Source organism: Streptomyces sp. NBC_01485 (genome assembly GCF_036227125.1).
Taxonomy (GTDB): Bacteria; Actinomycetota; Actinomycetes; order Streptomycetales; family Streptomycetaceae; genus Streptomyces.
Genome location: NZ_CP109435.1, coordinates 1,877,192 through 1,902,168 on the forward strand (window position 1 = coordinate 1,877,192; position 24,977 = coordinate 1,902,168).

24 protein-coding genes and 1 tRNA gene are annotated in these 24,977 nt (G+C 72.8%); 15 read left to right on the forward strand and 10 right to left on the reverse strand.

Annotated features, from left to right (window positions below; genetic code table 11):
• Positions 1 to 123 precede the first annotated feature (123 nt).
• Positions 124 to 1,179: an LLM class F420-dependent oxidoreductase gene (locus OG352_RS08675; RefSeq protein ID WP_329215805.1), complete on the reverse strand. Its 1,056-nt coding sequence runs from the start codon at positions 1,177 to 1,179 to the stop codon at positions 124 to 126.
• A 209-nt stretch (positions 1,180 to 1,388) separates the two neighbouring features.
• Here OG352_RS08675 and OG352_RS08680 point away from each other — a divergent pair, with 209 nt between their 5' ends.
• Together OG352_RS08680 and OG352_RS08685 are read left to right on the forward strand one after the other, a co-directional pair.
• On the forward strand, positions 1,389 to 2,375 hold the full coding sequence (locus OG352_RS08680) for an aldo/keto reductase (protein WP_329215806.1): 987 nt from the start codon (positions 1,389 to 1,391) through the stop codon (positions 2,373 to 2,375).
• Positions 2,372 to 4,651 (forward strand): helix-hairpin-helix domain-containing protein, encoded by a 2,280-nt coding sequence (locus tag OG352_RS08685; RefSeq protein ID WP_329215807.1) that lies wholly within the window; start codon positions 2,372 to 2,374, stop codon positions 4,649 to 4,651. The genes OG352_RS08680 and OG352_RS08685 overlap by 4 nt, the downstream gene beginning before the upstream one ends.
• A gap of 103 nt (positions 4,652 to 4,754) precedes the next feature.
• Here OG352_RS08685 and OG352_RS08690 read toward each other — a convergent pair whose 3' ends face one another.
• A complete protein-coding gene (locus OG352_RS08690) occupies positions 4,755 to 5,444 on the reverse strand; it encodes a hypothetical protein (protein WP_329215808.1) in 690 nt (229 codons plus the stop codon).
• A gap of 47 nt (positions 5,445 to 5,491) precedes the next feature.
• Between OG352_RS08690 and OG352_RS08695 the strand changes: the two genes are divergently transcribed.
• Entirely contained in the window at positions 5,492 to 5,680 is a 189-nt protein-coding gene (locus tag OG352_RS08695; protein WP_319166212.1) for a DUF5703 family protein, read from the forward strand.
• A 72-nt stretch (positions 5,681 to 5,752) separates the two neighbouring features.
• Here OG352_RS08695 and OG352_RS08700 read toward each other — a convergent pair whose 3' ends face one another.
• From OG352_RS08700 to OG352_RS08710, 3 genes are all read right to left on the reverse strand, one after another.
• Positions 5,753 to 6,592 carry a chaplin gene (locus OG352_RS08700; RefSeq protein ID WP_329215809.1) on the reverse strand — a complete coding sequence of 280 codons (840 nt, stop codon included), beginning with the start codon at positions 6,590 to 6,592 and terminating at the stop codon, positions 5,753 to 5,755.
• A gap of 181 nt (positions 6,593 to 6,773) precedes the next feature.
• A complete protein-coding gene (gene chpH, locus OG352_RS08705) occupies positions 6,774 to 7,007 on the reverse strand; it encodes a chaplin ChpH (protein ID WP_093774589.1) in 234 nt (77 codons plus the stop codon).
• A 166-nt stretch (positions 7,008 to 7,173) separates the two neighbouring features.
• Positions 7,174 to 8,502: a M20/M25/M40 family metallo-hydrolase gene (locus OG352_RS08710; protein WP_329215810.1), complete on the reverse strand. Its 1,329-nt coding sequence runs from the start codon at positions 8,500 to 8,502 to the stop codon at positions 7,174 to 7,176.
• 204 nt (positions 8,503 to 8,706) lie between these two features.
• On the opposite strand from OG352_RS08710, the gene OG352_RS08715 reads away from it, so the two are divergent.
• The 4 genes from OG352_RS08715 (at position 8,707) to OG352_RS08730 (ending at position 14,975) form a co-directional block, all read left to right on the forward strand.
• Positions 8,707 to 8,791, forward strand: a tRNA-Leu gene (locus tag OG352_RS08715).
• A gap of 392 nt (positions 8,792 to 9,183) precedes the next feature.
• Positions 9,184 to 13,056, forward strand: a complete 3,873-nt coding sequence (locus tag OG352_RS08720) for a Pls/PosA family non-ribosomal peptide synthetase (RefSeq protein WP_329215811.1) — start codon at positions 9,184 to 9,186, stop codon at positions 13,054 to 13,056.
• Positions 13,057 to 13,133: 77 nt separating this feature from the next.
• On the forward strand, positions 13,134 to 14,486 hold the full coding sequence (locus tag OG352_RS08725) for a M1 family metallopeptidase (RefSeq protein ID WP_329215812.1): 1,353 nt from the start codon (positions 13,134 to 13,136) through the stop codon (positions 14,484 to 14,486).
• Between the two features lie 45 nt (positions 14,487 to 14,531).
• Positions 14,532 to 14,975, forward strand: coding sequence for a YchJ family protein (locus OG352_RS08730; protein WP_329215813.1), 444 nt, complete (start codon positions 14,532 to 14,534; stop codon positions 14,973 to 14,975).
• A gap of 4 nt (positions 14,976 to 14,979) precedes the next feature.
• On the opposite strand, the gene OG352_RS08735 is transcribed toward OG352_RS08730, so the two are convergent.
• Positions 14,980 to 15,681 carry a FadR/GntR family transcriptional regulator gene (locus OG352_RS08735; protein WP_329215814.1) on the reverse strand — a complete coding sequence of 234 codons (702 nt, stop codon included), beginning with the start codon at positions 15,679 to 15,681 and terminating at the stop codon, positions 14,980 to 14,982.
• A gap of 142 nt (positions 15,682 to 15,823) precedes the next feature.
• Between OG352_RS08735 and OG352_RS08740 the strand changes: the two genes are divergently transcribed.
• Positions 15,824 to 16,324 carry a gluconokinase gene (locus OG352_RS08740; protein WP_329215815.1) on the forward strand — a complete coding sequence of 167 codons (501 nt, stop codon included), beginning with the start codon at positions 15,824 to 15,826 and terminating at the stop codon, positions 16,322 to 16,324.
• A gap of 9 nt (positions 16,325 to 16,333) precedes the next feature.
• On the opposite strand, the gene OG352_RS08745 is transcribed toward OG352_RS08740, so the two are convergent.
• Together OG352_RS08745 and OG352_RS08750 are read right to left on the reverse strand one after the other, a co-directional pair.
• A complete protein-coding gene (locus OG352_RS08745; protein ID WP_329215816.1) occupies positions 16,334 to 16,954 on the reverse strand; it encodes a cytochrome b/b6 domain-containing protein in 621 nt (206 codons plus the stop codon).
• Positions 16,938 to 17,699, reverse strand: a complete 762-nt coding sequence (locus tag OG352_RS08750; RefSeq protein ID WP_329215817.1) for a molybdopterin-dependent oxidoreductase — start codon at positions 17,697 to 17,699, stop codon at positions 16,938 to 16,940. The genes OG352_RS08745 and OG352_RS08750 overlap by 17 nt, the downstream gene beginning before the upstream one ends.
• Positions 17,700 to 18,076: 377 nt before the next feature.
• Here OG352_RS08750 and OG352_RS08755 point away from each other — a divergent pair, with 377 nt between their 5' ends.
• The 4 genes from OG352_RS08755 to OG352_RS08770 all read left to right on the forward strand — a co-directional run bounded on the left by OG352_RS08755 (position 18,077) and on the right by OG352_RS08770 (position 20,350).
• Positions 18,077 to 18,970: a DMT family transporter gene (locus tag OG352_RS08755; RefSeq protein WP_329215818.1), complete on the forward strand. Its 894-nt coding sequence runs from the start codon at positions 18,077 to 18,079 to the stop codon at positions 18,968 to 18,970.
• Positions 18,971 to 19,056: 86 nt separating this feature from the next.
• Complete coding sequence (locus tag OG352_RS08760) at positions 19,057 to 19,572, forward strand: NUDIX hydrolase (protein WP_329215819.1); 516 nt, start codon at positions 19,057 to 19,059, stop codon at positions 19,570 to 19,572.
• A 65-nt stretch (positions 19,573 to 19,637) separates the two neighbouring features.
• A complete protein-coding gene (locus tag OG352_RS08765) occupies positions 19,638 to 20,030 on the forward strand; it encodes a YidH family protein (RefSeq protein WP_093774611.1) in 393 nt (130 codons plus the stop codon).
• Positions 20,027 to 20,350 carry a DUF202 domain-containing protein gene (locus tag OG352_RS08770; RefSeq protein WP_329215820.1) on the forward strand — a complete coding sequence of 108 codons (324 nt, stop codon included), beginning with the start codon at positions 20,027 to 20,029 and terminating at the stop codon, positions 20,348 to 20,350. Before OG352_RS08765 ends, OG352_RS08770 begins: the two co-directional genes overlap by 4 nt.
• 58 nt (positions 20,351 to 20,408) lie before the next feature.
• On the opposite strand, the gene OG352_RS08775 is transcribed toward OG352_RS08770, so the two are convergent.
• Positions 20,409 to 21,374, reverse strand: coding sequence for an NADP-dependent oxidoreductase (locus OG352_RS08775; protein WP_329215821.1), 966 nt, complete (start codon positions 21,372 to 21,374; stop codon positions 20,409 to 20,411).
• Positions 21,375 to 21,491: 117 nt separating this feature from the next.
• On the opposite strand from OG352_RS08775, the gene OG352_RS08780 reads away from it, so the two are divergent.
• The 3 genes from OG352_RS08780 (at position 21,492) to OG352_RS08790 (ending at position 24,258) form a co-directional block, all read left to right on the forward strand.
• On the forward strand, positions 21,492 to 21,788 hold the full coding sequence (locus OG352_RS08780) for a hypothetical protein (protein ID WP_329215822.1): 297 nt from the start codon (positions 21,492 to 21,494) through the stop codon (positions 21,786 to 21,788).
• Between the two features lie 190 nt (positions 21,789 to 21,978).
• Positions 21,979 to 23,001, forward strand: coding sequence for a phosphotransferase family protein (locus OG352_RS08785; RefSeq protein ID WP_329215823.1), 1,023 nt, complete (start codon positions 21,979 to 21,981; stop codon positions 22,999 to 23,001).
• Positions 23,002 to 23,007: 6 nt separating this feature from the next.
• Entirely contained in the window at positions 23,008 to 24,258 is a 1,251-nt protein-coding gene (locus OG352_RS08790) for an acyl-CoA dehydrogenase family protein (RefSeq protein WP_329215824.1), read from the forward strand.
• Between the two features lie 91 nt (positions 24,259 to 24,349).
• Here OG352_RS08790 and OG352_RS08795 read toward each other — a convergent pair whose 3' ends face one another.
• Positions 24,350 to 24,943 carry a TetR/AcrR family transcriptional regulator gene (locus tag OG352_RS08795; protein WP_329215825.1) on the reverse strand — a complete coding sequence of 198 codons (594 nt, stop codon included), beginning with the start codon at positions 24,941 to 24,943 and terminating at the stop codon, positions 24,350 to 24,352.
• Between the last annotated feature and the right edge of the window lie 34 nt (positions 24,944 to 24,977).

Genomic DNA, 24,977 nt, shown 5'->3' on the forward strand with positions numbered 1-24,977 from the left:
GACGGGGGCGTAACCGCGCGCCTCCTGGCGCGTTGTTCCCCGTGACGGCCGTGGCGGGGAAGACCCCCGAGCCCCCACCACGGCCGCTGAAATCCTCCTCTTCCCCGCCTCCCCGGTAGCCCGCTATGCCAGCCCGGACAGCTCCAGGGCCTGCGCGCCGGCCCGCAGCGAGGCGAGGCGCTCGTCGAGGGTGAAGCCCGCGGGGGCGAGGGTGAGGGTGGTGACACCGGCCGCCGCGTAGGCCTTCATCCGGTCGGCGATCCGCTCCACCGAACCCAGCAGCGTCGTCCGGTCGATCAGCTCGTGCGGGACGGCCGCCGCGGCGCCCTGCTTGTCGCCGGACAGGTACTTGTCCTGGATCTCGGCGGCCGCCGCCTCGTACCCCATCCGCTGCGCGAGGTGGTTGTAGAAGTTCTGCTTACGGCTGCCCATGCCGCCGACGTACAGCGCGGTGTACGGGCGGAAGGTGTCGGCGAGCCTCTCCACGTCCTTGTCGTCGCCGACCGCGAGGGGCAGCGTCGGGCAGACGTCGAAGCCGTCCAGCGTCAGGCCGGCCTTCTCGCGTCCGGCCCGCAGGTACTTGATCGCGGTGTCCTCGAGGTGGTCGGCGGACGGGAAGATGAGCAGCGCGCCGTCGGCGATCTCGCCGGTCTGCTCCAGGTTCTTCGGCCCGATCGCGGCGATGTACAGCGGGATGTGCTCGCGTTCCGGGTGCACGGTCAGCTTGATCGGCTTGCCCGGACCGCCCGGCAGCGGCAGCGTCCAGTGCTCGCCGTCGTACGACAGCCGCTCGCGCGTCATCGCCTTGCGGACGATCGCGACGTACTCGCGCGTCCGGGACAGCGGCTTGTCGAACTTGACGCCGTACCAGCCCTCGGAGACCTGCGGGCCGGAGACGCCGAGGCCGAGGCGGAAACGGCCGCCGGAGAGGGAGTCGAGGGTGGCGGCGGTCATCGCGGTCATCGCGGGCTGACGCGCGGGGATCTGGAAGATGGCCGAGCCGACGTCGATCCGCTCGGTCTGCGCGGCGACCCAGGTGAGCACGGTGGCCGCGTCCGACCCGTAGGCCTCGGCGGCCCAGCAGACCGCGTACCCGAGGCGGTCGGCCTCCTGGGCGACGGCCAGGTTGTCGCCGTCCATTCCGGCACCCCAGTAGCCGAGGTTGATCCCGAGCTTCATGGCCGATCCCCTTACTGATCAGTAACGACGCTGTCGCGGAGACAGTAGCGCGGCGGTGCGCGTCGGGTCAGGCCGCGGTCCCGTTGTGCGGGACCCGTCACACGGCGGGACCGACGGCCCGGCCTGCGCCGAACTCCGCAGCTCCTCGCACGGATTCGGTTATCCACAGGCAACCCACTGCCCAGTTCTGGCCAGTAATCTCGGCGTTCATGGAGCAGAGGCATCTCGGCCGCACCGGCCTGCGTGTGTCCCGCATCGGGCTCGGCACCCTGACCTGGGGCCGTGACACCGACGAGCACGACGCCGCGGACGTCATGAAGACGTTCTGGGAGGCGGGCGGGACCCTCGTCGACACGGCCGACGTGTACGGCGACGGGGACGCCGAGTACCTGCTCGGGCGGCTCATAGACGGCCTGGTGCCGCGCCGGGACCTGATCATCTCGACCAAGGCGGGCAGCGTGCCCGACCCGGACCGCCGCTTCGACGGCTCGCGGGGCCACCTCCTGGCCGCCCTCGACGCCTCGCTGGCCCGGCTCGGCACGGACTACGTCGACCTGTGGCAGGTGCACGCCTTCGACCCGGACACCCCACTGGAGGAGACCCTCCAGGCCCTCGACATCGCTGTCGCCAGTGGCCGCGCGCGGTACGCCGGGGTCGCCGACTTCTGCGGCTGGCAGCTCGCCAAGGCGGCCACCTGGCAGCTCGCCGCGCCGGGCACCCGGACACGGCTGGCGGCGACGCAGATGGAGTACTCGCTGTTGCAGCGCGGCATCGAGCGCGAGGTGCTGCCGGCCGCGCTGGACCTGGGCATCGGCCTGCTGCCCTCGTCCCCGCTGGGGCGCGGGGTCCTCACCGGCAAGTACCGGGGCGACGCCCTGCCGCCCGACTCACGCGGCGCCTCGGACCACTTCGGGCTCTTCGTCGAGCCGTACCTCGACGACACCGCGAGCCGCATCGTGGACGCCGTGTCGACCGCCGCGGACGGACTCGCGGTGACCCCGATCCAGGTCGCCCTCGCCTGGGTCCGCGACCGGCCCGGCGTGGCCGCCCCGATCGTCGGCGCGCGCAACGCGCAGCAGCTCACGGCGGCATTGTCAGTGGAGGCCCTTAGTCTTCCTGACGAGATCTGCCGGGCCCTCGACGACGTGTCGGCGCCCCTGCACCGCTATCCCGATCACGACTGGAGCACGCTGTGAGCACGGACCCGGTCCCCCCGGAGAACACGGAGAACGCCGTTCCGGCGAAGCCGGGGGCCACCGGCGAACCGCCTGCCGCAGAGCCCGAGGACACGGCGCCGGCCCCCGAGCCCGAGGCCACCGAGGACACGGACGAGAGCGCGGACGGGGGCGGGGACGAAGAGACGCCCGCCTCGGAGGAAAGCGCCGAGGGTGTGAGCGCCGGCACGGAGACGCCCGCCGCGGACACAGCCGCCGCGCAGCTTTCCGAGGCTCAGGCCGAGCTTGCCGCGCAGAAGTTGGAGCGGGAGCGCATCGAGCGGCGCAAGGCCGAGAAGGCGGCGCCGATCACCGCCGGGGCCAAGCTCAGCGGAACGGCCGCCGACCTGCTGGCGGCCGTACGTGCCGTGGAGGGCGGCGCGAAGCCCCCGGCCGCCGCCTTCGCGGCAGAGCCCGCCCCGCGCCGCCCGGCCCCGGAGCCGGTACGGCGTCCGCAGCCCGTGGCCGCCCCCGTACCGGCGCCCGCGGCGGACACGGTCGAGGGCGTGCGACGCGTGCTGGCCGACGGCGGCGCGCCCGAGACGCTCGCGCCGCAGACCGCCGCCGCGCTCGGCGAGGGCGCCGTGGAGCTGCTGCGCGAGGATCCGTGGCACCTGCTGCGCGTCCCCGGCGTACGGCTCGAGCAGGCCGACGGGTTCGCGCGGGCGCTGCTCGGCCCGGAGTGCGCCCCCGACGACGAGCGACGTGGCCGCGCGGTGACGGTCTGGCTGCTGGAGCAGGCCGCCCTGGCCGGGCACACCGCCCTGGAGCTGCCGACGCTCACCGCGGCCCTCGGCAAGCAGGCCGTGCCGGACGCGGACGCTGCCGTGCAGGACACGCTGGCCGAGGGCGATGCCCTCGTCTTCCAGGACGCTCTGGACACGCCCGGAGCCGGACAGCCGACGGCGGCCACCGCAGAGAACGGCGACGAGAGCGGCGAAGAAGGCGGCGAAGCGGGCGAGGAGGCCCGGCCGGTTCGTGTCCTGGTCGGTCTGGAGCGGTACGCGCTCGCGGAGGAGAGCCTCGCCGACGCGCTGGCCCGCGTGGTCAACTCGCCGGCCAAGGAGGCCTCCGCGCCGTGGGATTCGGCGATCGCCGCCGCGTCCGGCAGCACGGCCGAGCTGATCCGTGCCGTCGCCGGGCACGGCCTGGTGCTGCACACCGGCGGCGAGGCCGCCCGCGCCGAACCGGCGGCCCTGCTCGCCGCGGCCCGGGCCCTGGGCCTGCGCACCGTCGCGGCCTGCCACACGCCGGACGGCCGGCGCCGCTTCACGGCTCTCCTCGGCGAGGCGGACGGCGCCGTCGTGACCGTCCCCGGTCTCCTCGCCGGCGCCGAGGGTCCCGGGCGGGACGCCGACGGGGCCTTCGCCCTCGACCTGCTGGTCGTGCTGGACGCGCCGCACCTGGACGTGGAGAGCGCGGCGATGCTGGCGGAGTCGCTGCCGGACGGGGCGCGGCTGGTGCTCAGCGGGGATCCGGCGGTGCTGTGGTCGGCCGGTCCCGGCCGGGTCTTCGGCGACCTGCTGGCGGCCCGGGTGTGCCCGCAGGTCGCCTCGCGCACGCCCGACCCGGGACCGCTCGGCGAGTTGGTCTCCGGCGTCGGCATCGGCGAGCTGAACCAGGTCGACGCGCCCGGCAAGGAGATCGTGATCGTGCCGGTACGGGACGCGGGCGAGGCCGTGCACCGGACGGTGCAGCTCGTCGCCGACTCGGTGCCGCGGGCCTTCGGGATCCCGCCCGAGGAGACGGTGGTGATCACCCCGGGGCACGGCGGCGCGGCCGGCACACGCGCGCTGAACGCCGCCCTCAAGGAACGGCTGAATCCGGGCCCCGGCCGCTTCGGCGGCTACGACCCCGGCGACCGGGTCGCCTACTCCCCCGTACCGGGCCGTACGGTGCCGGGCCGGGTGGTGACGGCCGACGCGGAGGGGCTGCACCTGACGTGCGCGGGCGTCGCCGTGGTCGTACCGAGGGAGCGGGTGGAACAGGCCGTGCGGCACGGGTGGTCGCTGACCGCGCACCAGGCGGTGGGCAGCCGATGGCCCGCGGCGGTCGTGGTCCTGCCCGGGGACGCCGCGCAGGCCCTCTCCCGCCCCTGGGTGTACACGGCCTTCGGCAGGGCGGAGCGCCATCTGTCCGTGGTGCACGGCGTCGATCAGGCCCTGCCGAAGGCCGTCGCCGAGGTACCGGCCAAGCCCCGCACGACCCGGCTGACGACGCTGCTGCGCGCCCAGGTCCCGGCGGTGGCCAGACCCTGACGCGAACGGCGGCGGTCACGAGGGTCGCCCCCTCGTGACCGCCGCCGTCAAGAACGTCCGGAATCCACCGGTCGGCGGCCCTGTCGGCTAACGGCCCTGTCGGCTAACGGTCCGCGTCCAGTGGCTCCAGGTCCTCGTCCTCGATGTCGTCCACGAGATCCCCGTCGCCGTCCTCGTCGTCGCCGTCCTCGAGTTCGTCGAACACCGAGCTCACGTCGAAGCGGCAGACCACCCGGCCGGGGTCGGCCGCTTCGAACGGGGTCTCCAGCCACTCGCCCGGCTCGGCCGGTTCCTCGGCGGCCAGCACCCACAGGGTGGAGTCGCCCTCCTCCAGGCCGAACTCCTTGTGCCGGGAGGCGATCTCGTCCGCCTCGAACTCGCCGAACAGGATGCCCAGCGCGCCGTGCACGGTGGCCGAGACTTCCGCGCCCGCTCCCCCGTCGTCCGCCGCCTCGACCCGCTGGGCCTGCGCCATCAGCCGCTGGGGCTCCGCGACGGCGTAGTCGCGGCGGATCAGCACGCTCAGCGCGTTCGGCTCCTCGGGGCCCTCGTACGGCGGCAGGGAGTCCTCCGCGCCGGGGATCTCGAAGGGCGTGACCTCGTCGTAGCGGTCGTAGAGCAGTTCGTCGTAGACCTCGGCGGCCGCGGCCAGCTCGTTGAACGCCTCGTAGACGGCCGGGTCGTCCTCACCCGTCCTGCGTTCGACCGCGGCCAGGTGGCGGTCGAGCGCGGTCTTGACCGCCTCGGCGGCGGCTCGTACCTCGGCAGCGGTGGGCTGCGCAGCATCAGACATAGTGCAGACGCTATCCGTACCGGGCCCCAGCCCGCACAATAGATGCGATGCCGGAATACGAATTTGTCGACGTCTACGTACCGCGCGGGGTCTCCCGCAACGAGGCGACACGACTGCTGACCGACCATGCCGAGTACGGACACTGGGAGTTGGACCGCCTGAGCCTGCTGCGTGACGGCAGCCGGCGGGTGCGGTTGCGCCGGCGCATCATCCGCCAGGTACGGGCCACGTGGTGAGGTGAGACGACGGAAACGGAGCGGGCCCCGCCGAGGCGGGGCCCGCTCCGTCGTGTGCGGTGCCCTGGAGAGTTACGCGGAGGCGCGTGCCTTGCGGTAGAGCACCGCGCCCGCGAGCAGCGCGCCCGCGCCGGCCGGCAGGGCGAGGCCGACCGGCAGCTCGCTGCCGGTGTGCGCGAGCTGCGCCGGGCCGGCGGCGGGCCGGTGGACGGCGCCGGCCGGCGTCACGTGGCCCGGGGTGGACGGCGCGCCCTCCGGCTTGGACGGGCTGGACTGTCCGTGCTCGCCCGGCTTGCCGGGGCCCTGCCGACCGGGCTTGCCCGGCGTCTCGTGGCCACGCGACGGAGGCGTGTGCACGCCGGAACCGCTGTCGTTGGCGCAGTCGTTGCCCATCGACGGGTTGAGGATCCCGACGACGTCGACGCTGTTGCCGCACACGTTCACCGGCACGTCGATCGGTGCCTGGACGTGGTTGCCGGAGCCGACACCCGGCGATCCGCCGGTGTGCCCGCCCGCGTGCGCGCCCCCGGAGCCCCCGTGCGCGCCGGAGCCGCCCTGGCCTCCACCGTGGCTTCCGCCCTGGTTCCCACCGTGGTTGCCGCCGTGGTTACCGGCCTGGCCGCCACCGCCTCCCCGGTGCTCGCCGTATCCGCCCGACGACGCACCGCCGCCCTTGTTGGCACAGGAGTTGCCGAAGGACGGGTTGAGCGCCCCGATGACGTCGACGGTGTTGCCGCAGACGTTGACCGGAACGTTGACGGGCGCCTGCACCGAGTTGCCCGACAGAACGCCGGGCGAGTCCGAGGCGGAGCCGTGCGCGCCGGTGTCGGCGTGGGCGTAGCCGCCGGCGGCGGCGATCACCCCCGTCGCCGCCGCCACGGTCATAAGGCTTTTACGGGTGACCTGTCGCATTGCTGAATCCCTGCTTTCGATCTCATCGCTCGTCCCGAATTCCTCGCATCATTCCAGCTGTTCGAATTCTTCGGGCTCTTCGACTACTTCGGTTTTCCTTCGGAAAACGACCGGTCGGCCCCGGAGCGCATGGCGTGCGCTCCGGGGCCGACGGTGTGGACGACCCCTCAGCGGGTCGACGTCACTTGTTGATGCAGGTGTTGCCGAAGGCGGGGTTCAGCAGCCCGATCACCGAGATCGTGTTGCCGCAGACGTTCACCGGGACGTGCACCGGAACCTGAACGACGTTGCCGGACAGGACACCCGGGGAGTGCACCGCGGCACCCTGGGCACCGGCGTCGGCGACAGCCAGGCCCGCACCCGCGAGAACCAGACCACCAGTGGCAGCCGCAGCGGCGACGACCTTCTTGATCATTATTCCTCCTTGTAGGCAAAGCGATCCCAATCAGCGGATCGCATCACCAGTAACGAGGCGGAATTAATGAGGCTACGCGCTTATCGTCGCATTCACTCTTCCCAGTCACGTCCGTACAAGCGGCCGATTTTCTGCGTCCGGTGAAATCTCGTTTCACCGGGACAATTCAGGACGCGTCGATGAAGCGGTCGAGCACGCGCACCCCGAACCGCAGCCCGTCCACCGGGACCCGCTCGTCGACGCCGTGGAACATCCCGGCGAAGTCCAGCTCCGGGGGGAGCTTCAGCGGGGCGAAGCCGAAGCCGCGGATGCCGAGGTCGTCGAAGGACTTGGCGTCCGTGCCGCCGGAGAGCATGTAGGGGATGGCCTTCGCGGTCGGGTCCTCGGCGAGCAGCGCGGACTGCATGGCCTCGACGAGCGGCCCGTCGAAGGAGGTCTCCAGGGCCTTGTCGGAGTGCACGTCCTCGCGGCGCACCTTCGGGCCGAGGATCCGGTCGAGGTCGGCGAGGAACTCGTCCTCGTGACCCGGCAGGAACCGTCCGTCCACGTGCGCGGTGGCCTCGCCCGGGATGACGTTGACCTTGTAGCCGGCGCCGAGCTGGGTCGGGTTGGCCGTGTTGCTGAGGGTCGCGCCGATCAGCTTGGCGATGCCGCCGAGCCGGGCGAGCGTCGACTGCATGTCCTCGGGGTCCAGCTCGGTGCCGAGGGCGTCGCCGAGCTCGTCGAGGAAGGCGCGGGTCGTCTTGGTGACCCGCACCGGGAAGGTGTGCCGGCCGAGCCGGGCGACCGCCTCGGACAGCTCGGTGATCGCGTTGTCCCGGTGGATCATCGAGCCGTGTCCGGCGGTGCCGGCGACGGTGAGCTTCATCCAGTGCATGCCCTTCTCGGCCGTCTGGATCAGGTAGAGCCGCCGCTCCTCGCTCACGGTGAACGAGAACCCGCCCACCTCGCTGATCGCCTCGGTGACGCCCTCGAAGAGGTCCGGGTGGTTGTCGACGAGGTGACGCGCGCCGTACGTACCGCCGGCCTCCTCGTCGGCCAGGAAGGCGAGGACGATGTCCCGGGGCGGCTTGCGCCCGCTGCGCAGCCGGTCGCGGACGACGGCCAGCGTCATCGCGTCCATGTCCTTCATGTCGACCGCGCCCCGGCCCCACACGCACCCGTCGGCGACCTCGCCGGAGAAGGGGTCGTGGGTCCAGTCGGCCGCGTTGGCCGGGACGACGTCGAGGTGACCGTGGATGAGCAGCGCGGGCCGGGACCGGTCCTCGCCCTCGATCCGGGCCACGGTGGAGGCCCGGCCCGGGTGCGACTCGTAGATCTTCGGTTCGAGCCCCACCTCGGCGAGCTTCTCGGCGACCCACTCGGCCGCCTTGCGCTCACCGGGACCCGAGTGGTCGCCGTAGTTGCTGGTGTCGATCCGGATCAGCTCGCGGCAGAGGTCCACGACCTCGTCCTCGCCGGTGACGCTCCTGGCCGTGTCGTCCGTAGCGCTCACGCTGCTTCCTCCCGCTGTCACTGCTGCTGGTCCTCCTCATCCTCCCTCTCCCCCGTGCCGGCGCCCAAGACCGGTCCCGGCCGGTCACACGCCGTTCACGCCGGATGCGGCTCCGGGCGGGCGTCCGCGGTGATCGGGCACCCCGGAAAGCCTGGTAATGTTTACGTCGTCGCCGCGGGGGAAACCCCGCACGACAGACACCTTGTCCGGGTGGCGGAATGGCAGACGCGCTAGCTTGAGGTGCTAGTGCCCTTTATCGGGCGTGGGGGTTCAAGTCCCCCCTCGGACACAGAACCAGAGAGGGTGGTTCCGGCCAATCGGCCGGGCCACCCTCTCTGGCATGCCAGCGCGAATCGGGGCCGGGCGGGGCTGATCGGGTCGGGTCGGACGAGCCGCCCGGGGTCGAGGAACCACACTCGTGACGCTCGCACAGGTACCGCAAGCGGGGCCTCGCGCCGATGTGGGGCAAGTCTCCCCGCCGTGTGGATCATGCAGGTCAGCGCGGCGCCCGCGGACTATCCTTGATCCTCGGACGGCCTCCCCGGGTGGCCGGTGGAAGGCGGTGACACTAGCGTCGTACTAAAATTTCCGGCTTGTTACGGAGCTGGACCGGACAACCCCAGGCAGACCTGCGGGCCCGCCGGCGCCCCGGAGGCTTCCGGGATCGAGACGCGAGGACCGATGGCAGCCACACACGAGAGCAGTGCTCTCGGCCTGCTCGACGAAGAAATCCGCGCACAACTCGGTGACAAGGCACGTTTCTCCGGTGGCCCCGCTGCCTCTCCGCGCACCCTCGTGGACGTCTTCGACGCGTCCGTGCGGTCGTACCCGGACGAGCTCGCCCTGGACGACGGCACCACTCCCCTCACCTACCGCGCCCTCGCCGTCGAGGTGGAGCACCTCCGGCGCCGGCTCGCCGCCGCCGGGGCCGGCCTCGGCGACCGGGTGGGCGTGCGCGTCCCGTCCGGCACCAACGACCTCTATGTGGCGATCCTGGCCGTCCTCGCCGTCGGCGCGGCCTACGTCCCGGTGGACGCCGAGGACCCCGACGAGCGGGCCGAGCTGGTGTTCGGGGAGGCGGAGGTACGGGCCGTCGTCGGGGCCGGGCACTCGATCACCGTCCACGGCGACGGCACCTCCGAAGCGGTCGCCGGGCGGCCCGGTCCCGAGCACGACGCGTGGGTCATCTTCACGTCCGGTTCCACCGGCAGGCCCAAGGGCGTCGCCGTCTCCCACCGCAGCGCCGCCGCCTTCGTGGACGCCGAGGCCGCGCTGTTCCTCACCGAGGAGCCGATCGGGCCCATAGACCGGGTCATGGCAGGACTGTCGGTGGCCTTCGACGCCTCCTGCGAGGAGATGTGGCTGGCCTGGCGGTACGGGGCCTGTCTGGTGCCCGTGCCGCGCTCGCAGGTCAGGAGCGGCGCCGATCTCGGGCCGTGGCTGGTCGAGCAGGAGATCACCGTCGTCTCGACCGTGCCGACGCTGGCCGCGCTGTGGGAGCCCGAGACCCTCAACGACGTACGGCTGCTGATCTTCGGCGGCGAGGCCTGCCCGCCCGAGCTGGTGCAGCGGCTGGTGACGGAGGGGCGGGAGGTCTGGAACACGTACGGGCCGACCGAGGCCACCGTCGTCGCCTGCGCGTCGCTCATGTCCGGCGAGGAGCCGATCCGGATCGGGCTGCCGCTGAAGGGCTGGGAACTGGCCGTCGTGGACGAGGCCGGGGAGCCCGTGCCGATGGGCGGCAGCGGGCAGTTGGTGATCGGCGGGGTCGGGCTCGCCCGGTATCTCGACGCCGAGAAGGACGCGGAGAAGTACGCGCCGCTGACCTCGCTGGGCTGGGAGCGGGCGTACCGCAGCGGTGACCTGGTGCGCGCCGACGCCGAGGGGCTCGTCTTCCTCGGGCGGGCCGACGAGCAGATCAAGCTCGGCGGGCGGCGGATCGAGCTGGGCGAGGTGGACGCGGCACTCCAGGCGCTGCCGGGTGTCGCGGGCGCCGCCGCCGCCGTACGGACCGCGCGCAGCGGCAACCAGCTCCTGGTCGGGTATGTCGTCACACAGGACGGCTGGGACCAGGCGGCGGCCGTGCAGCGGCTGCGCGCCGAGCTGCCGGCGGCCCTGGTGCCGCTGCTCGCGCCCGTCGGCGACCTGCCGACGCGCACGTCCGGGAAGGTCGACCGCAACGCCCTGCCGTGGCCCCTGGAGGGTCTGGAGACGGGCGGCCCGGCCGAGCAGCTCTACGGCACCGAGGCGTGGCTGGCCGAGCAGTGGACGGAAGTCCTCGGCATCCCCGTGGGCAGTGCCCGCGACGACTTCTTCGCGATCGGCGGCAGCAGTCTCGCCGCCGCCCAGCTCACGACGCGGCTGCGCACCCGCTATCCGAGCGCGGCCGTCCTCGACGTCTACCAGCAGCCCACCCTGCGCAAGCTGGCCCGGCACCTGGAGGAGTCCGCGCAGGACGACGGGTCGGTCCGGGCCGTCGCCCCGGTGCCCATGCGCGCCAAGGTGACGCAGCTTCTGCTGCTCGTTCCGCTGTTCACGCTGCTGGGGCTGCGCTGGACGGTGCCGCTGACCGTGCTCGGGAACCTGCTGCCCGCGTACGGCTGGCTGCCGGCCGCGCCCTGGTGGCTGGTCGGGTCGGGCGCGCTGCTGCTGTTCAGCCCGCCCGGACGGCTCGCGATCGGCGCGGGCGGGGCGCGGCTGCTGCTGCGCGGTGTGCAGCCGGGGCGGTACGCGCGCGGTGGCGGTGTGCATCTGCGGCTGTGGACGGCGGAGCGGCTGGCCGAGTTCAGCGGGGCGACCTCGCTGACCGGGTCCTGGCTGACGCGGTACGCGCGGGCGCTGGGCGCCAAGGTCGGGCCGGACGTGGACCTGCACTCGCTGCCGCCGGTCACCGGCCTGCTGAAGCTGGGCCGGGGCGCGGCCGTGGAGTCCGAGGTGGACCTGTCCGGCCACTGGCTGGACGGTGACCGGCTGGAGATCGGCCAGGTCAAGGTGGGCGCACACGCCGTGGTCGGCACGCGCAGCATCCTGTTCCCGGGCGCGCGGGTGGGCAAGCGGGCCGAGGTGGCGCCGGGTTCGGCGGTCACCGGTCAGGTGCCCACCGGTCAGCGGTGGGCGGGCGCGCCCGCGGTCAAGCTCGGCAAGGCCAAGCGCAACTGGCCCAAGGAGCGGCCGGCCCGGGGCACGTACTGGCGGGTGATGTACGGCCTGACGGGTTTCGCGCTGACCTCGCTGCCGGTGCTGGCGGCGGGCGCCGCCCTGCTGGTGGCGAGCCTGTTCGTGGCCCCGGGCGACGGGCTGGGCGAGGCGCTGCGGGGCGCCGCGCTGGCCCTGGTGCCGGCCACGCTCGCCTTCGGGCTCGCGTACGCGGTGGTGCTGCTGGTCGCCGTACGGCTGCTGAGCCTCGGTCTGCGCGAGGGGACGCATCCGACGCACAGCAGGATCGGCTGGCAGGCCTGGACCGTCACGCAGCTCATGGACCTCTCACGGGAGACCCTCTTCCCGCTGTACGCGGGGCTGGTCACGCCGGTGTGGCTGCGGCTGCTGGGGATGCGGATCGGCAAGGGCGCCGAGGTGTCGACCGTCCTCGCGCTGCCCAGCCTGACCACGGTCGGCGAGGGCGCGTTCCTGGCCGACGACACGCTGACCGCGCCGTACGAGCTCGGCGGCGGCTGGATGCGGATCGGGCGTGCGGAGATCGGGCGGCGGGCGTTCCTCGGCAACTCGGGGATGACCGCGCCGGGGCGCAGCGTGCCGGACGGCGGGCTGGTGGGCGTGTTGTCGGCGACGCCGAAGAAGGCGAAGAAGGGCAGCTCCTACCTGGGGCTGCCGCCGGTGAAGCTGCCGCGGAACACGGCCGGCGGCGACCAGAGCCGGACCTACGAGCCGCCCGCGCGGCTGCTGTGGGCGCGTGCCCTGGTGGAGCTGTGCCGGATCGTGCCGGTGTTCTGCTCGGCGGGGCTGGCCGTGCTGACGGTGGCGGCGCTGTGCGCGCTGGGCGTCTGGGCGCCGCTGCTGTCCGGGCTGGTGCTCTTCGCGGCGGGGGTGGCGGGCGCGCTGGTCTCGGTCGTCGCCAAGTGGCTGCTCGTGGGGCGTCACCGCAGCGGTGAGCATCCGCTGTGGAGCTCCTTCGTGTGGCGCAACGAGCTGGCGGACACGTTCGTCGAGGTGGTGGCCGTGCCGTGGCTGGCGGGCGCGGCGGTGGGCACGCCGGTGCTGACGGCGTGGCTGCGCGGGCTCGGGGCGCGGATCGGCCGGGGCACGTGGGTGGAGAGTTACTGGCTGCCGGAGTCGGACCTGGTGACGCTGGAGGACGGGGCGACGGTGAACCGTGGGTGCGTCCTGCAGACTCACCTCTTCCACGACCGGATCTTGCGGACGGATACTGTTGTTCTCCGTGCGGGCGCCACGCTGGGCCCGGGCGGGATCGTGCTGCCCGGCAGCACGATCGGGGCCCGTACGACCCTGGGTCCCGCGTCGCTCGTCATGGCCGCGGAGTCCGTCCCGGACGACACCCGCTGGCTCGGCAACCCGATCGAGGCATGGCGTCCCTGAAGGCGGGCCGCCTGGAGTCGGCGGGCGGTGCGCCGGCGACGGGTGGTTCGAGCACAGGTCAGGGAGCGGACGGGGAAGTGGCAGTTCAGCAAGCGGTAGGTCCGGACCCGTACTTTCCGGGCAACGGTGACTCCCGGTACCGGGTGCACCGCTACGAGCTCGCGCTGGACTACCGGCCCGGGCCGAACCGGCTGTCGGGGACGGCGCGGATCAACGCGATCGCCGGGCGGTCGCCGCTCACCGAATTCCAGCTGAATCTGGCCGACTTCAAGATCGGCCGGATCCGGGTGGACGGCCGGCAGCCGCACTACACGCACCGGGGCGGCAGGCTGCGCATCCGTCCCGCCAAGCCGATCCGCGCCGGCGCCGCCTTCACCGTGGAGGTGCACTGGTCGGGCAACCCCAAGCCGGTCAACAGCCCCTGGGGCGGGATCGGTTGGGAGGAGCTGGGCGACGGGGCGCTGGTGGCGAGCCAGCCGGTCGGGGCGCCGTCCTGGTACCCGTGCAACGACCGGCCGGCGGACAAGGCGTCGTATCTGATCTCGATCACGTGCCCGTCGTCGTACTCGGTGGTGGCGGGCGGCCGGCTGCTGACGCGGACCACGAAGGCCTCGACGACCACGTGGGTGTACGAGCAGGCGGCGCCGACGTCGAGCTATCTGGTCGGGCTGTCGATCGGCAAGTACCAGACGGTCCTGCTGGGCGATCCGGGTCTGGGCGGCGTCCCGCAGCACGGGCACCTTCCGGCGCATCTGCTGGCGGAGTTCTCGCGGGACTTCGCGCGCCAGCCCGGCATGATGCACCTCTTCCAACAGCTCTTCGGGCCTTACCCGTTCGACGAGTACGCGGTGGTGGTGACGGAGGAGGAGCTCGATGTCCCCGTCGAGGCACAGGGGTTGTCGCTGTTCGGCGCCAACCATGTGGACGGGGCGCGGGGTTCGGAGCGGCTCGTGGCGCACGAGCTGGCACACCAGTGGTTCGGCAACAGTGTGTCCATCGCCGACTGGCGGCACATCTGGCTGAACGAGGGGTTCGCCAAGTACGCGGAGTGGCTGTGGTCGGAGCGCTCGGGTGGCCGCAGCGCGCAGCAACTCGCCACCATCGCCCACCGGTTGCTGTCCGCGCAGCCGCAGGACCTGCGGCTGGCCGACCCCGGCCGCAAGTCGATGTTCGACGACCGGCTCTACGAGCGCGGCGGCCTCACCGTGCACGCGCTGCGCTGCGCGCTGGGCGACGAGGCGTTCTTCCGGATGCTGCGCGCCTGGCTCGCCCTGCACCGCAACGGCGCGGTGACGACGTCGACGTTCACCGCCCACGCGGCACGGTTCGCGGCGGAGCCGCTGGACGACTTCTTCGAGGCCTGGGTGTACCGGGGGGCGCTGCCGCCCATGCCGCTCCCGTTGGCGCCGCGGGGCGCGGAGTCGGCGTAGCGGGGCGGCGCCCGGCGAGGTGATGGGCCGGGCAGAATGGGGGCCATGTCCCGACGCACCGCCCGCCCGCGCCAGCGCGTGTCCGCCGCCGTCCCGGCCGGCGTCTCCGCCTCCTCTGCCGCCTGTCCCTGCGGTCTCTCCGAGTCGTACGAGGCCTGCTGCGGCCGTTTCCACGCGGGTGCGGCGGGTGGGGGCGCCCCGACCGCCGAGGCGCTCATGCGGTCGCGCTACAGCGCCTTCGCGAAGGGCGACGCGGGGTACCTGCTGCGGACGTGGCATCCGCGGACGCGGCCGGAGGGGCTGGAGCTCGATCCGGGGATGCGGTGGACGGGCCTGGAGATCCTCGCCACGGCCGACGGGAGCGCGTTCCACGCCACCGGGACGGTGGAGTTCCGGGCGTCCTACCGGGGCGGCGCCCTGCACGAGCGCAGCCGGTTCGAGCGGTTGGCCGGGGCGTGGGTGTACGTGGACGGGGAGTTCCCCGAGTAGCGCGCTACGGCGCCAGGACGTCCAGTTCCTGGAGGGCGCCGACGGTGATCTCGCGGGTGAGGTGCTCCGCGCGGGCCGCGTCGCCCTCGCGGACCGCCTCCGCGACCTGGACGTGGAGCGTGACGGCGGCCGGGTCGGGGTCCTCGAACATGACCTCGTGGTGCGTGCGGCCGGCCAGCACCTCCGCGACGACGTCGCCGAGGCGGGCGAACATCTCGTTGCCGGAGGCGGCCAGGATCACCCGGTGGAAGGCCACGTCGTGGACGAGGTACCCCTCCAGCCGGTGGCCGCGCGAGTGGGCCACCATGCCGAGCGCGCACTCGGTCAGCTCGGCGCACTGCTCCGCCGTGGCGTACTTCGCCGCCAGGCCCGCCGCGACCGGCTCGACCGCCGAGCGCAGGACGGTGAGCGAGCGCAGTTGGTGCGGGCGGTCGGCGCCGGCCAGGCGCCAGCGGATGACCTGCGGGTCGTAGACGTTCCACTCGGCCTTCGGCCGCACCGTCACGCCCACCCGGCGGCGGGACTCGACCAGGTGCATGGACTCCAGGACGCGGACCGCCTCGCGCATCACCGAGCGGGAGACCTCGAAGCGCTGGGCCAGTTCGTCGGTGCGCAGGACACTGCCCGGCGGGTACGCGCCCGCGGTGATCGCGGGGCCCAGGGCGTCCAGTACTCGGCCGTGCAGACCCCGGCCCGGAGTGGTCATGCACACAGAGTACGGGGTGGATCACCGAGCCGAAAGGTCAGACTTATTCGTCGCACCTCTTGAATTCGTCGTACCTAATCGGTTTGAGTGTGGTCGCGGCGTCCGTTTGACGTCGGGTGTCGACGAAGACAGCGAGGCAGAGATGCGTACCCCCCACGTCGTCGTGGTCATGGGCGTCGCCGGCACGGGCAAGACCACCGTCGGTCCGCTGCTCGCGGCCCGGCTGGGCGTCCCGTATGCCGAGGCCGACGACTTCCACCCGCCGGCCAGCATCGCCAAGATGTCGGCCGGCGTCCCGCTCGACGACGACGACCGGTGGCCGTGGCTCGACGCCATCGGCGGCTGGGCGGCCGGACGGGCCGGGCTCGGCGGGGTGGTCAGCTGCTCGGCGCTGAAGCGGTCGTACCGCGACCGGCTCAGGGCCGCCGCACCCGGGGTCGCCTTCGTGCACCTCACGGGCGACCGTGCGCTGATCGAGGACCGCATGGGGCACCGGCGGGGTCACTTCATGCCGGCCACGCTGCTGGACTCGCAGTTCGCCGCGCTCCAGCCCCTCCAGCCGGACGAGGCGGGCGTCGCCGTCGACGTCGCCGGCCCGCCCGAGGAGATCGCCGGCCGGGCCGCGACGGCGCTCGACGCCTAGGCGCGTCTGCTACGGGCGCCACAGGCGGTGTTCCCGCTCCGCCCACTCGCGGGTAACCGAGCCCGTGCGCATGCCGCGGCGGGACTCCGGGTCCGCCAGGGCCATGCCGATGTGGCCGGCCAGGACGACGCCGACGGTCAGCGCCAGCCAGTCGTGGACGAAGGTCGCGCTGGTGCGCCACATGATCGGGGTGAGGTGGGTGAACCACATGAGCAGGCCCGTGCCGAGCATCACCAGGGTCGCCCCGGCGATCCAGGCCGCGTAGACCTTCTGCCCGGCGTTGAACTTGGCCGCCGGACGCGACTCCCGGCGCTTGTCGCGGTGCAGGGCGGCGCGCAGCCAGCGCCGGTCGTGCGGGCCGAAGCGGTTGAGGTGTCCGAGGTCGGCGCGGAAGGCGCGGGAGGCCAGGCCCGCCAGGACGGGCACGGGCAGCGCGAGGCCCGCCCACTCGTGGACGCGGACCACCAGCTCACGGCGGCCCACGAGTTCGGCGAACTCCGGGATGTACAGGAAGGCCGCCGTCACCACGCACACGCCCATCAGGACGGCCGTGGTGCGGTGCACCCACCGTTCGGCGCGGGTGAAGCGGCGGACGGTCGGGGCGGCCGGCGCCTCAGCTCGTAGGCTCATCGTCGCGTCCGTTCGAACGGCCGACCCAGGCGTCGACGTCGTAGCCACGGTCCTCCCAGTAGCCGGGCTTCACCTTCTCGGTGACGGTGATGCCGGAGAGCCACTTGGCGGACTTGTAGAAGTACATGGGCGCCACGTAGAGGCGGACCGGGCCGCCGTGGTCGTGGCCGAGGTCCTTGTCCTGCATGCGCAGCGCGACCAGGACGTCGGCGCGGCGGGCCTGGGCGAGGGTGAGGCTCTCGGTGTAGGCGCCGTCGAAGCAGGTGAAGCGGATCGCGCCGGCCTTGGCCTTGACTCCGGCCGCGTCGAGCAGGGCGGACAGCCGGACGCCCTCGAAGGGCGTGCCCGGCACCCGCCAGCCGGTGACGCACTGGACGTCCTTGACCATCCGGGTCTGGGGCAGGGCCCTGAGGTCGGCCAGGGTGTAGGTGTGGGGGCGGTCGACCAGGCCGTCGACGGTGAGGCGGTAGTTCACGGCGTTCTTGTGCGGGACGGAGGACGTCACCGAGTAGTAGCGGAAGCCGCCGCCGTTGGGGAGCAGGCCGGTGAGGCCGGTGGGGTCGTTGTCGGCGGCGCTGCCGAGGAAGGCCTCCAGGCCGCGCTGGAGCGGGGGCGCGGCGACGACCCCCAGGGCGCCGAGCGCGAGGGTGCCGAGGAAGACGCGGCGGCCGACGGGGGCGCCGCGTCCGCCGGGTGCCTCAGGCGCTCCGGATGGTTCGGAGGGTCCGGACGGTTCGGGGTTCACCCTTCCATTCGAGCACTCGGGGGCCCGGCGGGGCCAGTGATCCAGGGCGGCCGTCAGATTTGCGTCATGACTTCTTACCCGCCTCTCATGACCCACCTCTCGTTACCCGTCTCTCGTTACCCGTCTCTCAGACCGGGCGTGGGCCGGTGGTGTGGCGTGCGCCATGGCGCGGCCCGGCCGCAGCGCCCACCATGGCCGTACGGTCGTCCCGCACCCCCGGGCCCGTCCCCGGGTGCCGCGGCCGAGTCAACCGCCCGGCTCCGGGTACTCCCGGAGCAGAGTTCCCGGCACTCCCAGGGCACCGGGAGCGCTGGGACGCTACAGTCGGCCACTACGCACCCCGTCCGTGGTCCGACCGGATGATCGAGGTACGCAGCGTGTCGGTTCTGGTTCTGGTCCTCGCCGTGAGCGCCGCCTGCTGCCTGGGCTTCGGATTCGTGCTCCAGCAGAACGCCGCCCAGAGGGCCCCGCTCGGCGACTTCCTCTCGCCTCGGCTGCTGCTCGACCTCATCAGGGTGCCGCGCTGGCTGGGCGGCATCGGCCTCATGGTGGCCGGCATGGTGCTGGGCGCGATCGCGCTCGGCCAGGGCGAGATCTCCCTGGTGGAACCGCTGCTCGCGACGAACCTGCTGTTCGCCCTCGCGCTCTCCCGCCGCCAGACGAAGCAGCCGCTGGGCCGCCAGGGCTGGTCGGGCCTGGCCCTGCTGGCGGGCGGGGTGACGACGTTCATCGTGGCGGGCGAACCGCGCGGCGGCAGCGCGGTCACCGATCCGCTGCGGCACTGGCTGATCATCGGCGTGATGATCGGCACGGCCCTGCTGCTCACCACGTACGCCAAACGCTCGCGCCTGAGCGCGGGCCCGGTGCTGCTGGCCACCGCGGCCGGTCTGCTGTACGGCGTCCAGGACGCGCTGACCCGGGTCAGCGGGCAGCGCTTCTCCGCCGACGGCCTCGGCGAGCTGCTGACCAGTTGGCAGCCGTACGCGGTGCTGGCCCTCGGCGTGACCGGGCTGGTGCTGGTCCAGAGCGCCTTCGAGACGGCCCCGCTGCGCATGTCCCTGCCCGCGCTGACGGCGGCCCAGCCGCTCGCCGGGATCATCTGCGGGGTCGGCTTCCTCGGTGACCGGCTGCACACCGACACCGGCGCACTGGCCTGGGAGGCGGCGGGGCTGGCGGCGATCGTCGCGGGCATCGTCCTCCTCGGACTGCACCCGGCGATGCCCCGGGGCACGGCCCCGCACGAGCGGGTGCCGGACCTCCAGCCCCAGTAGGCGTCGACGGCCGGCAGCACGGGGCGTCGGCGTCCGGCCTGCCTGGATTCCGGCCTGCTTGGATTTCCGCCTGCTTGGATGGGGCCATGAGCGCTGCTGACGAGATCCTCGACATCGTCGACGAGAACGACCGGGTCGTCGGGCGGTCCCCGCGCGGGCGGGCCTACGCCGAGGGACTGCGCCACCGCTGCGTGTTCATCCAGGCCAGGGACGCCGAGGGCCGGATCTTCGTGCACCGCCGCACCCCGACCAAGCTGGTCTTCCCCTCCCTGTACGACATGTTCGTCGGCGGGGTGGTCGGCGCGGGCGAGTCCTACGACGACGCCGCCCTGCGGGAGGCCGAGGAGGAGCTGGGGGTGAGCGGTCTGGCGCGCCCGGAGTTCCTCTTCAAGTTCCTCTACGAGGACGGCGCGGCCGGAAGCTGGTGGTCGGCCGTGTACGAGGTCCGCTGCGAGCTGCCGGTGAACCCGCAGGTGGAGGAGGTCGCCTGGCACGACTTCCTGCCCGAGGCTGAGGTCGAACGGCGGCTGTCCGGCTGGGCGTGGGTGCCGGACGGGCTCGCGGCGTACGAGCGGCTCCGGGCGCACCGGACGGCGGGCTGAGCAGGGCGGAGGGGAGCGGAGAAGGGCGGAGCAGGCGGTGGGTGGGGGCGGGTAGGGTCCTGCGGGTGATCGAGTTCGTGCAGAACGTCCGTCTGTGGTTCGCGCCCGAGCAGATCCGCGAGGAGGGCAGCACGCCCGACTACCGGTTCTCGCTGGCGAACGAGCGTACGTTCCTGGCCTGGCTGCGCACCGCGCTCGCGCTGATCGGCGGGGGCTTCGCGGTGGACCAGTTCCTGCCGGACCTGCGCTGGGGCTGGCGGGTCGGGCTGGCGCTCGCGCTGCTGGCGGCGGGCGTGCTGTGCTCCCTGCGCGCGGTGAACCACTGGATGCGCTGCGAGCGGGCGATGCGCCGGGGCGAGGATCTGCCGGCGTCCAGGTTCCCGGCGCTGCTGGGCGTGGTGGTCGCGGTGGTGGCCGTGGCGATGGTCGTCGTGGTGCTGGTGGGGTGGGAGGGGTGAGCGGCGCGGTCGTGCCGGTGCGCGATCCGGGGCTGCAGCCCGAGCGGACCCGGCTGGCCTGGCGGCGGACGACGCTGGCGAGCACCGTGGCCGCCGTACTCGCGGTGAGGGCCTCGCTGCACGGCGGTGTGTCCGTGTCCGGGGTCGTCGTCTGCGCGCTGGCCTGCGGTCTGTGGCTGGCGTTCCTGGCGCTCGCCCACCACCGGATCCGCGCCCTCGCCGCCACGTCGAGCCCGGCGGCCCTCACCCCGCGGCACGCCACGGCGGCGGTCCTGTGCACGGTGGCCACGGCGGCGTGCGCCGCGGCGCTGGTGCTCTGACTCCTACGCCGGACCGTCCCCGACTCCTAGGCCGTACCGTCCGCGTCCTCCGCGACTCCTACGCCGTACCGTCCGCGTCCTCCGCGCCCTCCGCGTCCCAGTCCACCGTGACCACGATCTTGCCCCGGGTGCGGCCCTCCTCGTTGAGCCGGTGGGCGTCGGCCGCGCGCTCCAGCGGGAAGGTGTCGGAAACGTGCACGGACACCACGCCCTGTTCGGCCAGTTCCGCCAGCCGGGTGAGGTCGTCGGCATCGGGCCGGACCCAGTAGTACCGGCCGCCGTAGCCGACGACGTCCCCGTCGGCGATGGACACCAGGCGCCCTTCCGGGGCCAGCAGGTTGGCGGAGACCTTCAGCGTCTCGCCGCCGATCGTGTCGAAGGCCGCGTCCACACCCTCGGGGGCCAGTCCGCGCACCCGTTCGGACAGTCCCTCGCCGTAGGTCACGGGCTCGCCGCCCAGCGAGCGCACGAAGTCGTGGTTGGCCTCGCTCGCCGTGCCGATCACCCGGGCTCCCAGATGCCGGGCGAGCTGCACGGCGATGGAGCCGACGCCGCCCGCCGCCGCGTGCACGAGGACGGTCTCGCCGCGCTTCACCTGGAGCGCCTTCATCAGCACCTGGTAGGCGGTGAGCCCGGCCAGCGGCAGGCCCGCGGCCTCCTCCCAGGTGAGGTTGCGCGGCTTGCGGGCGAGGGTGCGCACCGGGGCGGCGACGTACTCGGCGAAGGTGCCGCGGGAGAGGAAGTCCTCGCGGACGTAGCCCATGACCTCGTCGCCGATCGCGTACTCCGCGACGGAGAACCCGAGCTGCACGACGACGCCGGAGACGTCCCAGCCGGGGACCACCGGGAAGACGGCGTCGAAGACCGGGTCCAGGTACCCCTCGCGGGCCTTCCAGTCGATGGGGTTCACGGCCGCCGCCCGGACCTTCACCAGTACCGAGTCGGGGCCGACCTTGGGGTCTCGTACCTCACCGAATGTGAGTGTCTCGGGGCCGCCGTAGCGTGAGTAGCTGATGGCCTTCATGGTCCGACCCTCCGGGGTACGCGGACGCCACGCAAGCCGAATGACCCGTTATGCGGATTTCGCGTGGCACCCTGTCCGACGTCACACCCGCAGCCGCTCTTCGAAGGTGAGCACCTCATGACCACCCTCCATGCCGAACACTCCGCCCACACGCACACGCACGGTCCGGACTGCGGGCACACCGAGGTGAGCCACGGCGACCACGTCGACTATGCCCACGACGGGCATCTGCACCGTGCGCACGACGGCCACTGGGACGAGTGCGAGCCGGGCGGGCACGTGGCCCACGACGGGCACGAGCACCGGCACGGCGAGGACTGCGGGCACACGCGCGTGCGGCACGGCGACCACGTGGACTACGTGCACGACGGCCACCGGCACGCCGAGCACGACGGCCACTGGGACGATCACTGATCGCCGTTCGGGACCGGCGCTGACCGCGACCTGAATACGCCTGTCGACGGCTCCCCGCGCTTCTGCGCGGGGAGCCGTCGGCCTAGGGTGGCCCCGATCACGTTGGGTACCCCCACTGGACTCCATACCGACCGGTCGGCATGATGGGCGGGTCCCGTTCACCACGCCCACCCGTCCGTAGGAGTGACGCATGAGCCCCGACCACCCGCCCGGACTCGACCTCGACCGGCTGCGCGCCCTGCTGGAGCGCGAGCGGCCCGGTCTGGTCCACGGCCCGCTCACTGGCCGGCTGATCGAGGGCGGACGGTCGAACCTCACCTACGCGGTCACCGACGGCGCGGCGAAGTGGGTCGTACGGCGGCCGCCGCTCGGGCATGTCCTGGCCACCGCGCACGACATGCGGCGCGAGCACCGGGTGATCAGCGCGCTGCACCCGACGAGTGTGCCGGTGCCGCGCCCGGTGCTGCTGTGCGAGGACGAGGAGGTGCTCGGGTCGCCGTTCTACGTCATGGAGTTCGTCGAGGGCACCCCGTACCGCACGGCCGACGAGCTTCTCCCGCTTGGCCCGGAGCGCACCCGGAACGCGGTGCTGTCCCTCGTCGACACCCTCGTGGAACTGCACGCGGTGGACCCCGTCGAGGTGGGCCTCGCGGACTTCGGCCGGCCCGAGGGCTTCCTCGACCGGCAACTGCGGCGCTGGGGCAAGCAGTTGGACGCCTCCCGCACCCGTGAGCTGGCCGGCGTAGACGAACTGCACGCGGCGCTCGGGCGGCAACTGCCGGACTCCCCCGCGCCGTCCGTCGTGCACGGCGACTACCGGCTCGACAACGTGCTCATCGACGGCGAGGACCGGATCCGGGCGATCCTCGACTGGGAGATGTCGACGCTCGGCGACCCGCTGACCGACCTGGGCCTGCTGGTGATGTACAGCATGCCGCTGGAGCTGCCGAACTCCCCCATCTCCACGACCGCTTCGGCCGCCGGGCACCCGGCGCCCGCCGAGCTGATCGAGCGGTACGCGGCGCGGTCGGGGCGGGACGTCTCGGCGGTCTCCTGGTACACGGCGTTCGCCTGGTTCAAGCTCGCCGTGATCCTGGAGGGCATCCACTACCGGTACACGCTGGGCCAGACGGTCGGACGGGGCTTCGACCGCATCGGGGAGCTCGTCCCCGTCTTCATCGAGCACGGACTGACCACTCTTCAGGAAGGCTGACCGGCCATGGACTTCGCGTTCGACGCCCGCACCGAGGAACTCCGCGCCAAGCTGCTCGCCTTCATGGACGAGTACGTCTACCCGGCCGAGCCGGTGGCGGAGGAGCAGCGGGCCGCGCTGGCCTCCCCCTGGGACACCCCGGCCGTGGTCGAGGAGTTGAAGGCGGAGGCGCGCAGGCAGGGCCTGTGGAACCTCTTCCTCCCCGACGCCGAGCACGGCGCCGGCCTCACGAACCTCCAGTACGCGCCGCTGGCCGAAATCACGGGCCGTTCCCCGCAGTTGGCGCCGACGGCCCTGAACTGCGCCGCGCCGGACACCGGGAACATGGAGGTGCTCGCGCAGTTCGGCGACGAGCGGCAGAAGAAGCAGTGGCTGGAGCCGCTGCTCGCGGGCGAGATCCGTTCGGCGTTCGCGATGACCGAGCCGGAGGTGGCCTCCTCCGACGCCACGAACATCACCACGCTCATCGAGCGCGACGAGGGGGGCACCTCCCGCTCGAGCGAAGCCGAGAGTGGGGGAGAGTACGTGATCACCGGGCGTAAGTGGTACATCTCCGGGGCGATGAACCCGGACTGCAGGATCTTCATCGTGATGGGCAAGACGGACCCGGACGGGGCCGACATCCGCCGTCAGCAGTCGATGGTGCTGGTGCCGCGCGACACGCCGGGCGTCACGGTCAAGCGGGCCATGCAGGTGTTCGGGTACGAGGACCACTCCCACGGCGGCCACGCCGAGGTGGTTTTCGATCACGCGCGCGTACCGGTGACGAACCTGGTCGGCGAGGAGGGCGGCGGCTTCGCCATCGCGCAGGCGCGGCTCGGTCCCGGCCGGATCCACCACTGCATGCGGCTGATCGGCATGGCGGAGCGGGCGATCGAGCTGATGTGCCGCCGGGCCGTCTCCCGCGAAGCCTTCGGCAAGGCGCTGGCCCAGCAGGGCGTGGTGCAGAACTGGATCGCGGACGCGCGGGTCGCCGTCGAGCAACTGCGGCTGCTGGTGCTGAAGACGGCCTGGATGATGGACACCGTCGGCAACAAGGGCGCCCACACGGAGATCCAGTCCATCAAGATCGCCACGCCCCGTGCGGTCGTCGGCATCCTCGACCGGGCGATCCAGTTGCACGGCGCGGGCGGCGTCAGCCAGGACTTCCCGCTGGCCGAGCTGTACGCGAGCGCCCGCACCCTGATGCTCGCCGACGGCCCGGACGAGGTGCACCAACGCTCGCTGGCGCGACGGGAGTTGAAGAAGTACCTGTAGTCGAAGAAGTACCTGTGGAAACGAGGGAGCCCCGGCAGCAGTGCCGCCGGGGCTCCCTCTCCGCATCTCCCGCATCTACCGCGTCCGGCCGTCAGGGACGCAGGGCTCGCAGCAGCAGGTCGGCGAGCTGGTCCGCGACCTCCTGGGGGGTCATCGGGCCGTCCGGGCGGTACCAGGTCGACAGGTGGTGCACGGACCCGAAGTGGTAGTCGACCACCAGGTCGGCCGGGGTCGCCGTGGAGAAGACACCGGCCTCCTGACCCTCCTCGACGAGGGCGCGGAAGCGTTCGTGGTAGCGCCGGCGCTCGGCGCGCACCTGCTTGTACTTCTCCGGGCTCAGGTGGTGCATCGAGCGGAAGAAGATGTTCGCGTCGTCGAGGTTGTCGATGGTCGTGACGACGACGTCGGCCGCCGCGCCCCGCAGCCGCTCCTCGATCGGCCCCTCGGCGTCCGCGAAGGCGTCCAGCCGCTCCTGCTGGACGCGCAGCACGCGCGCGTACACCTCGTGCAGCAGGTCGTCCTTGGAGCCGAAGTAGTGGTACAGCGCCCCCTTGGTGACGCCCGCCGCCTCGACGATCTCCTGCACCGAGGTGCGGTCGTAGCCCTGCTCGGCGAAGAGCCGGGTGGCGGCGGCGAGGAGCCGCTGCGGAACAGGAGCCTCTGGGCCGTCCGTCGTCCTGGGCACTGCCGCCACCTGCCTTCCGTCTCGCTCTGCCGGT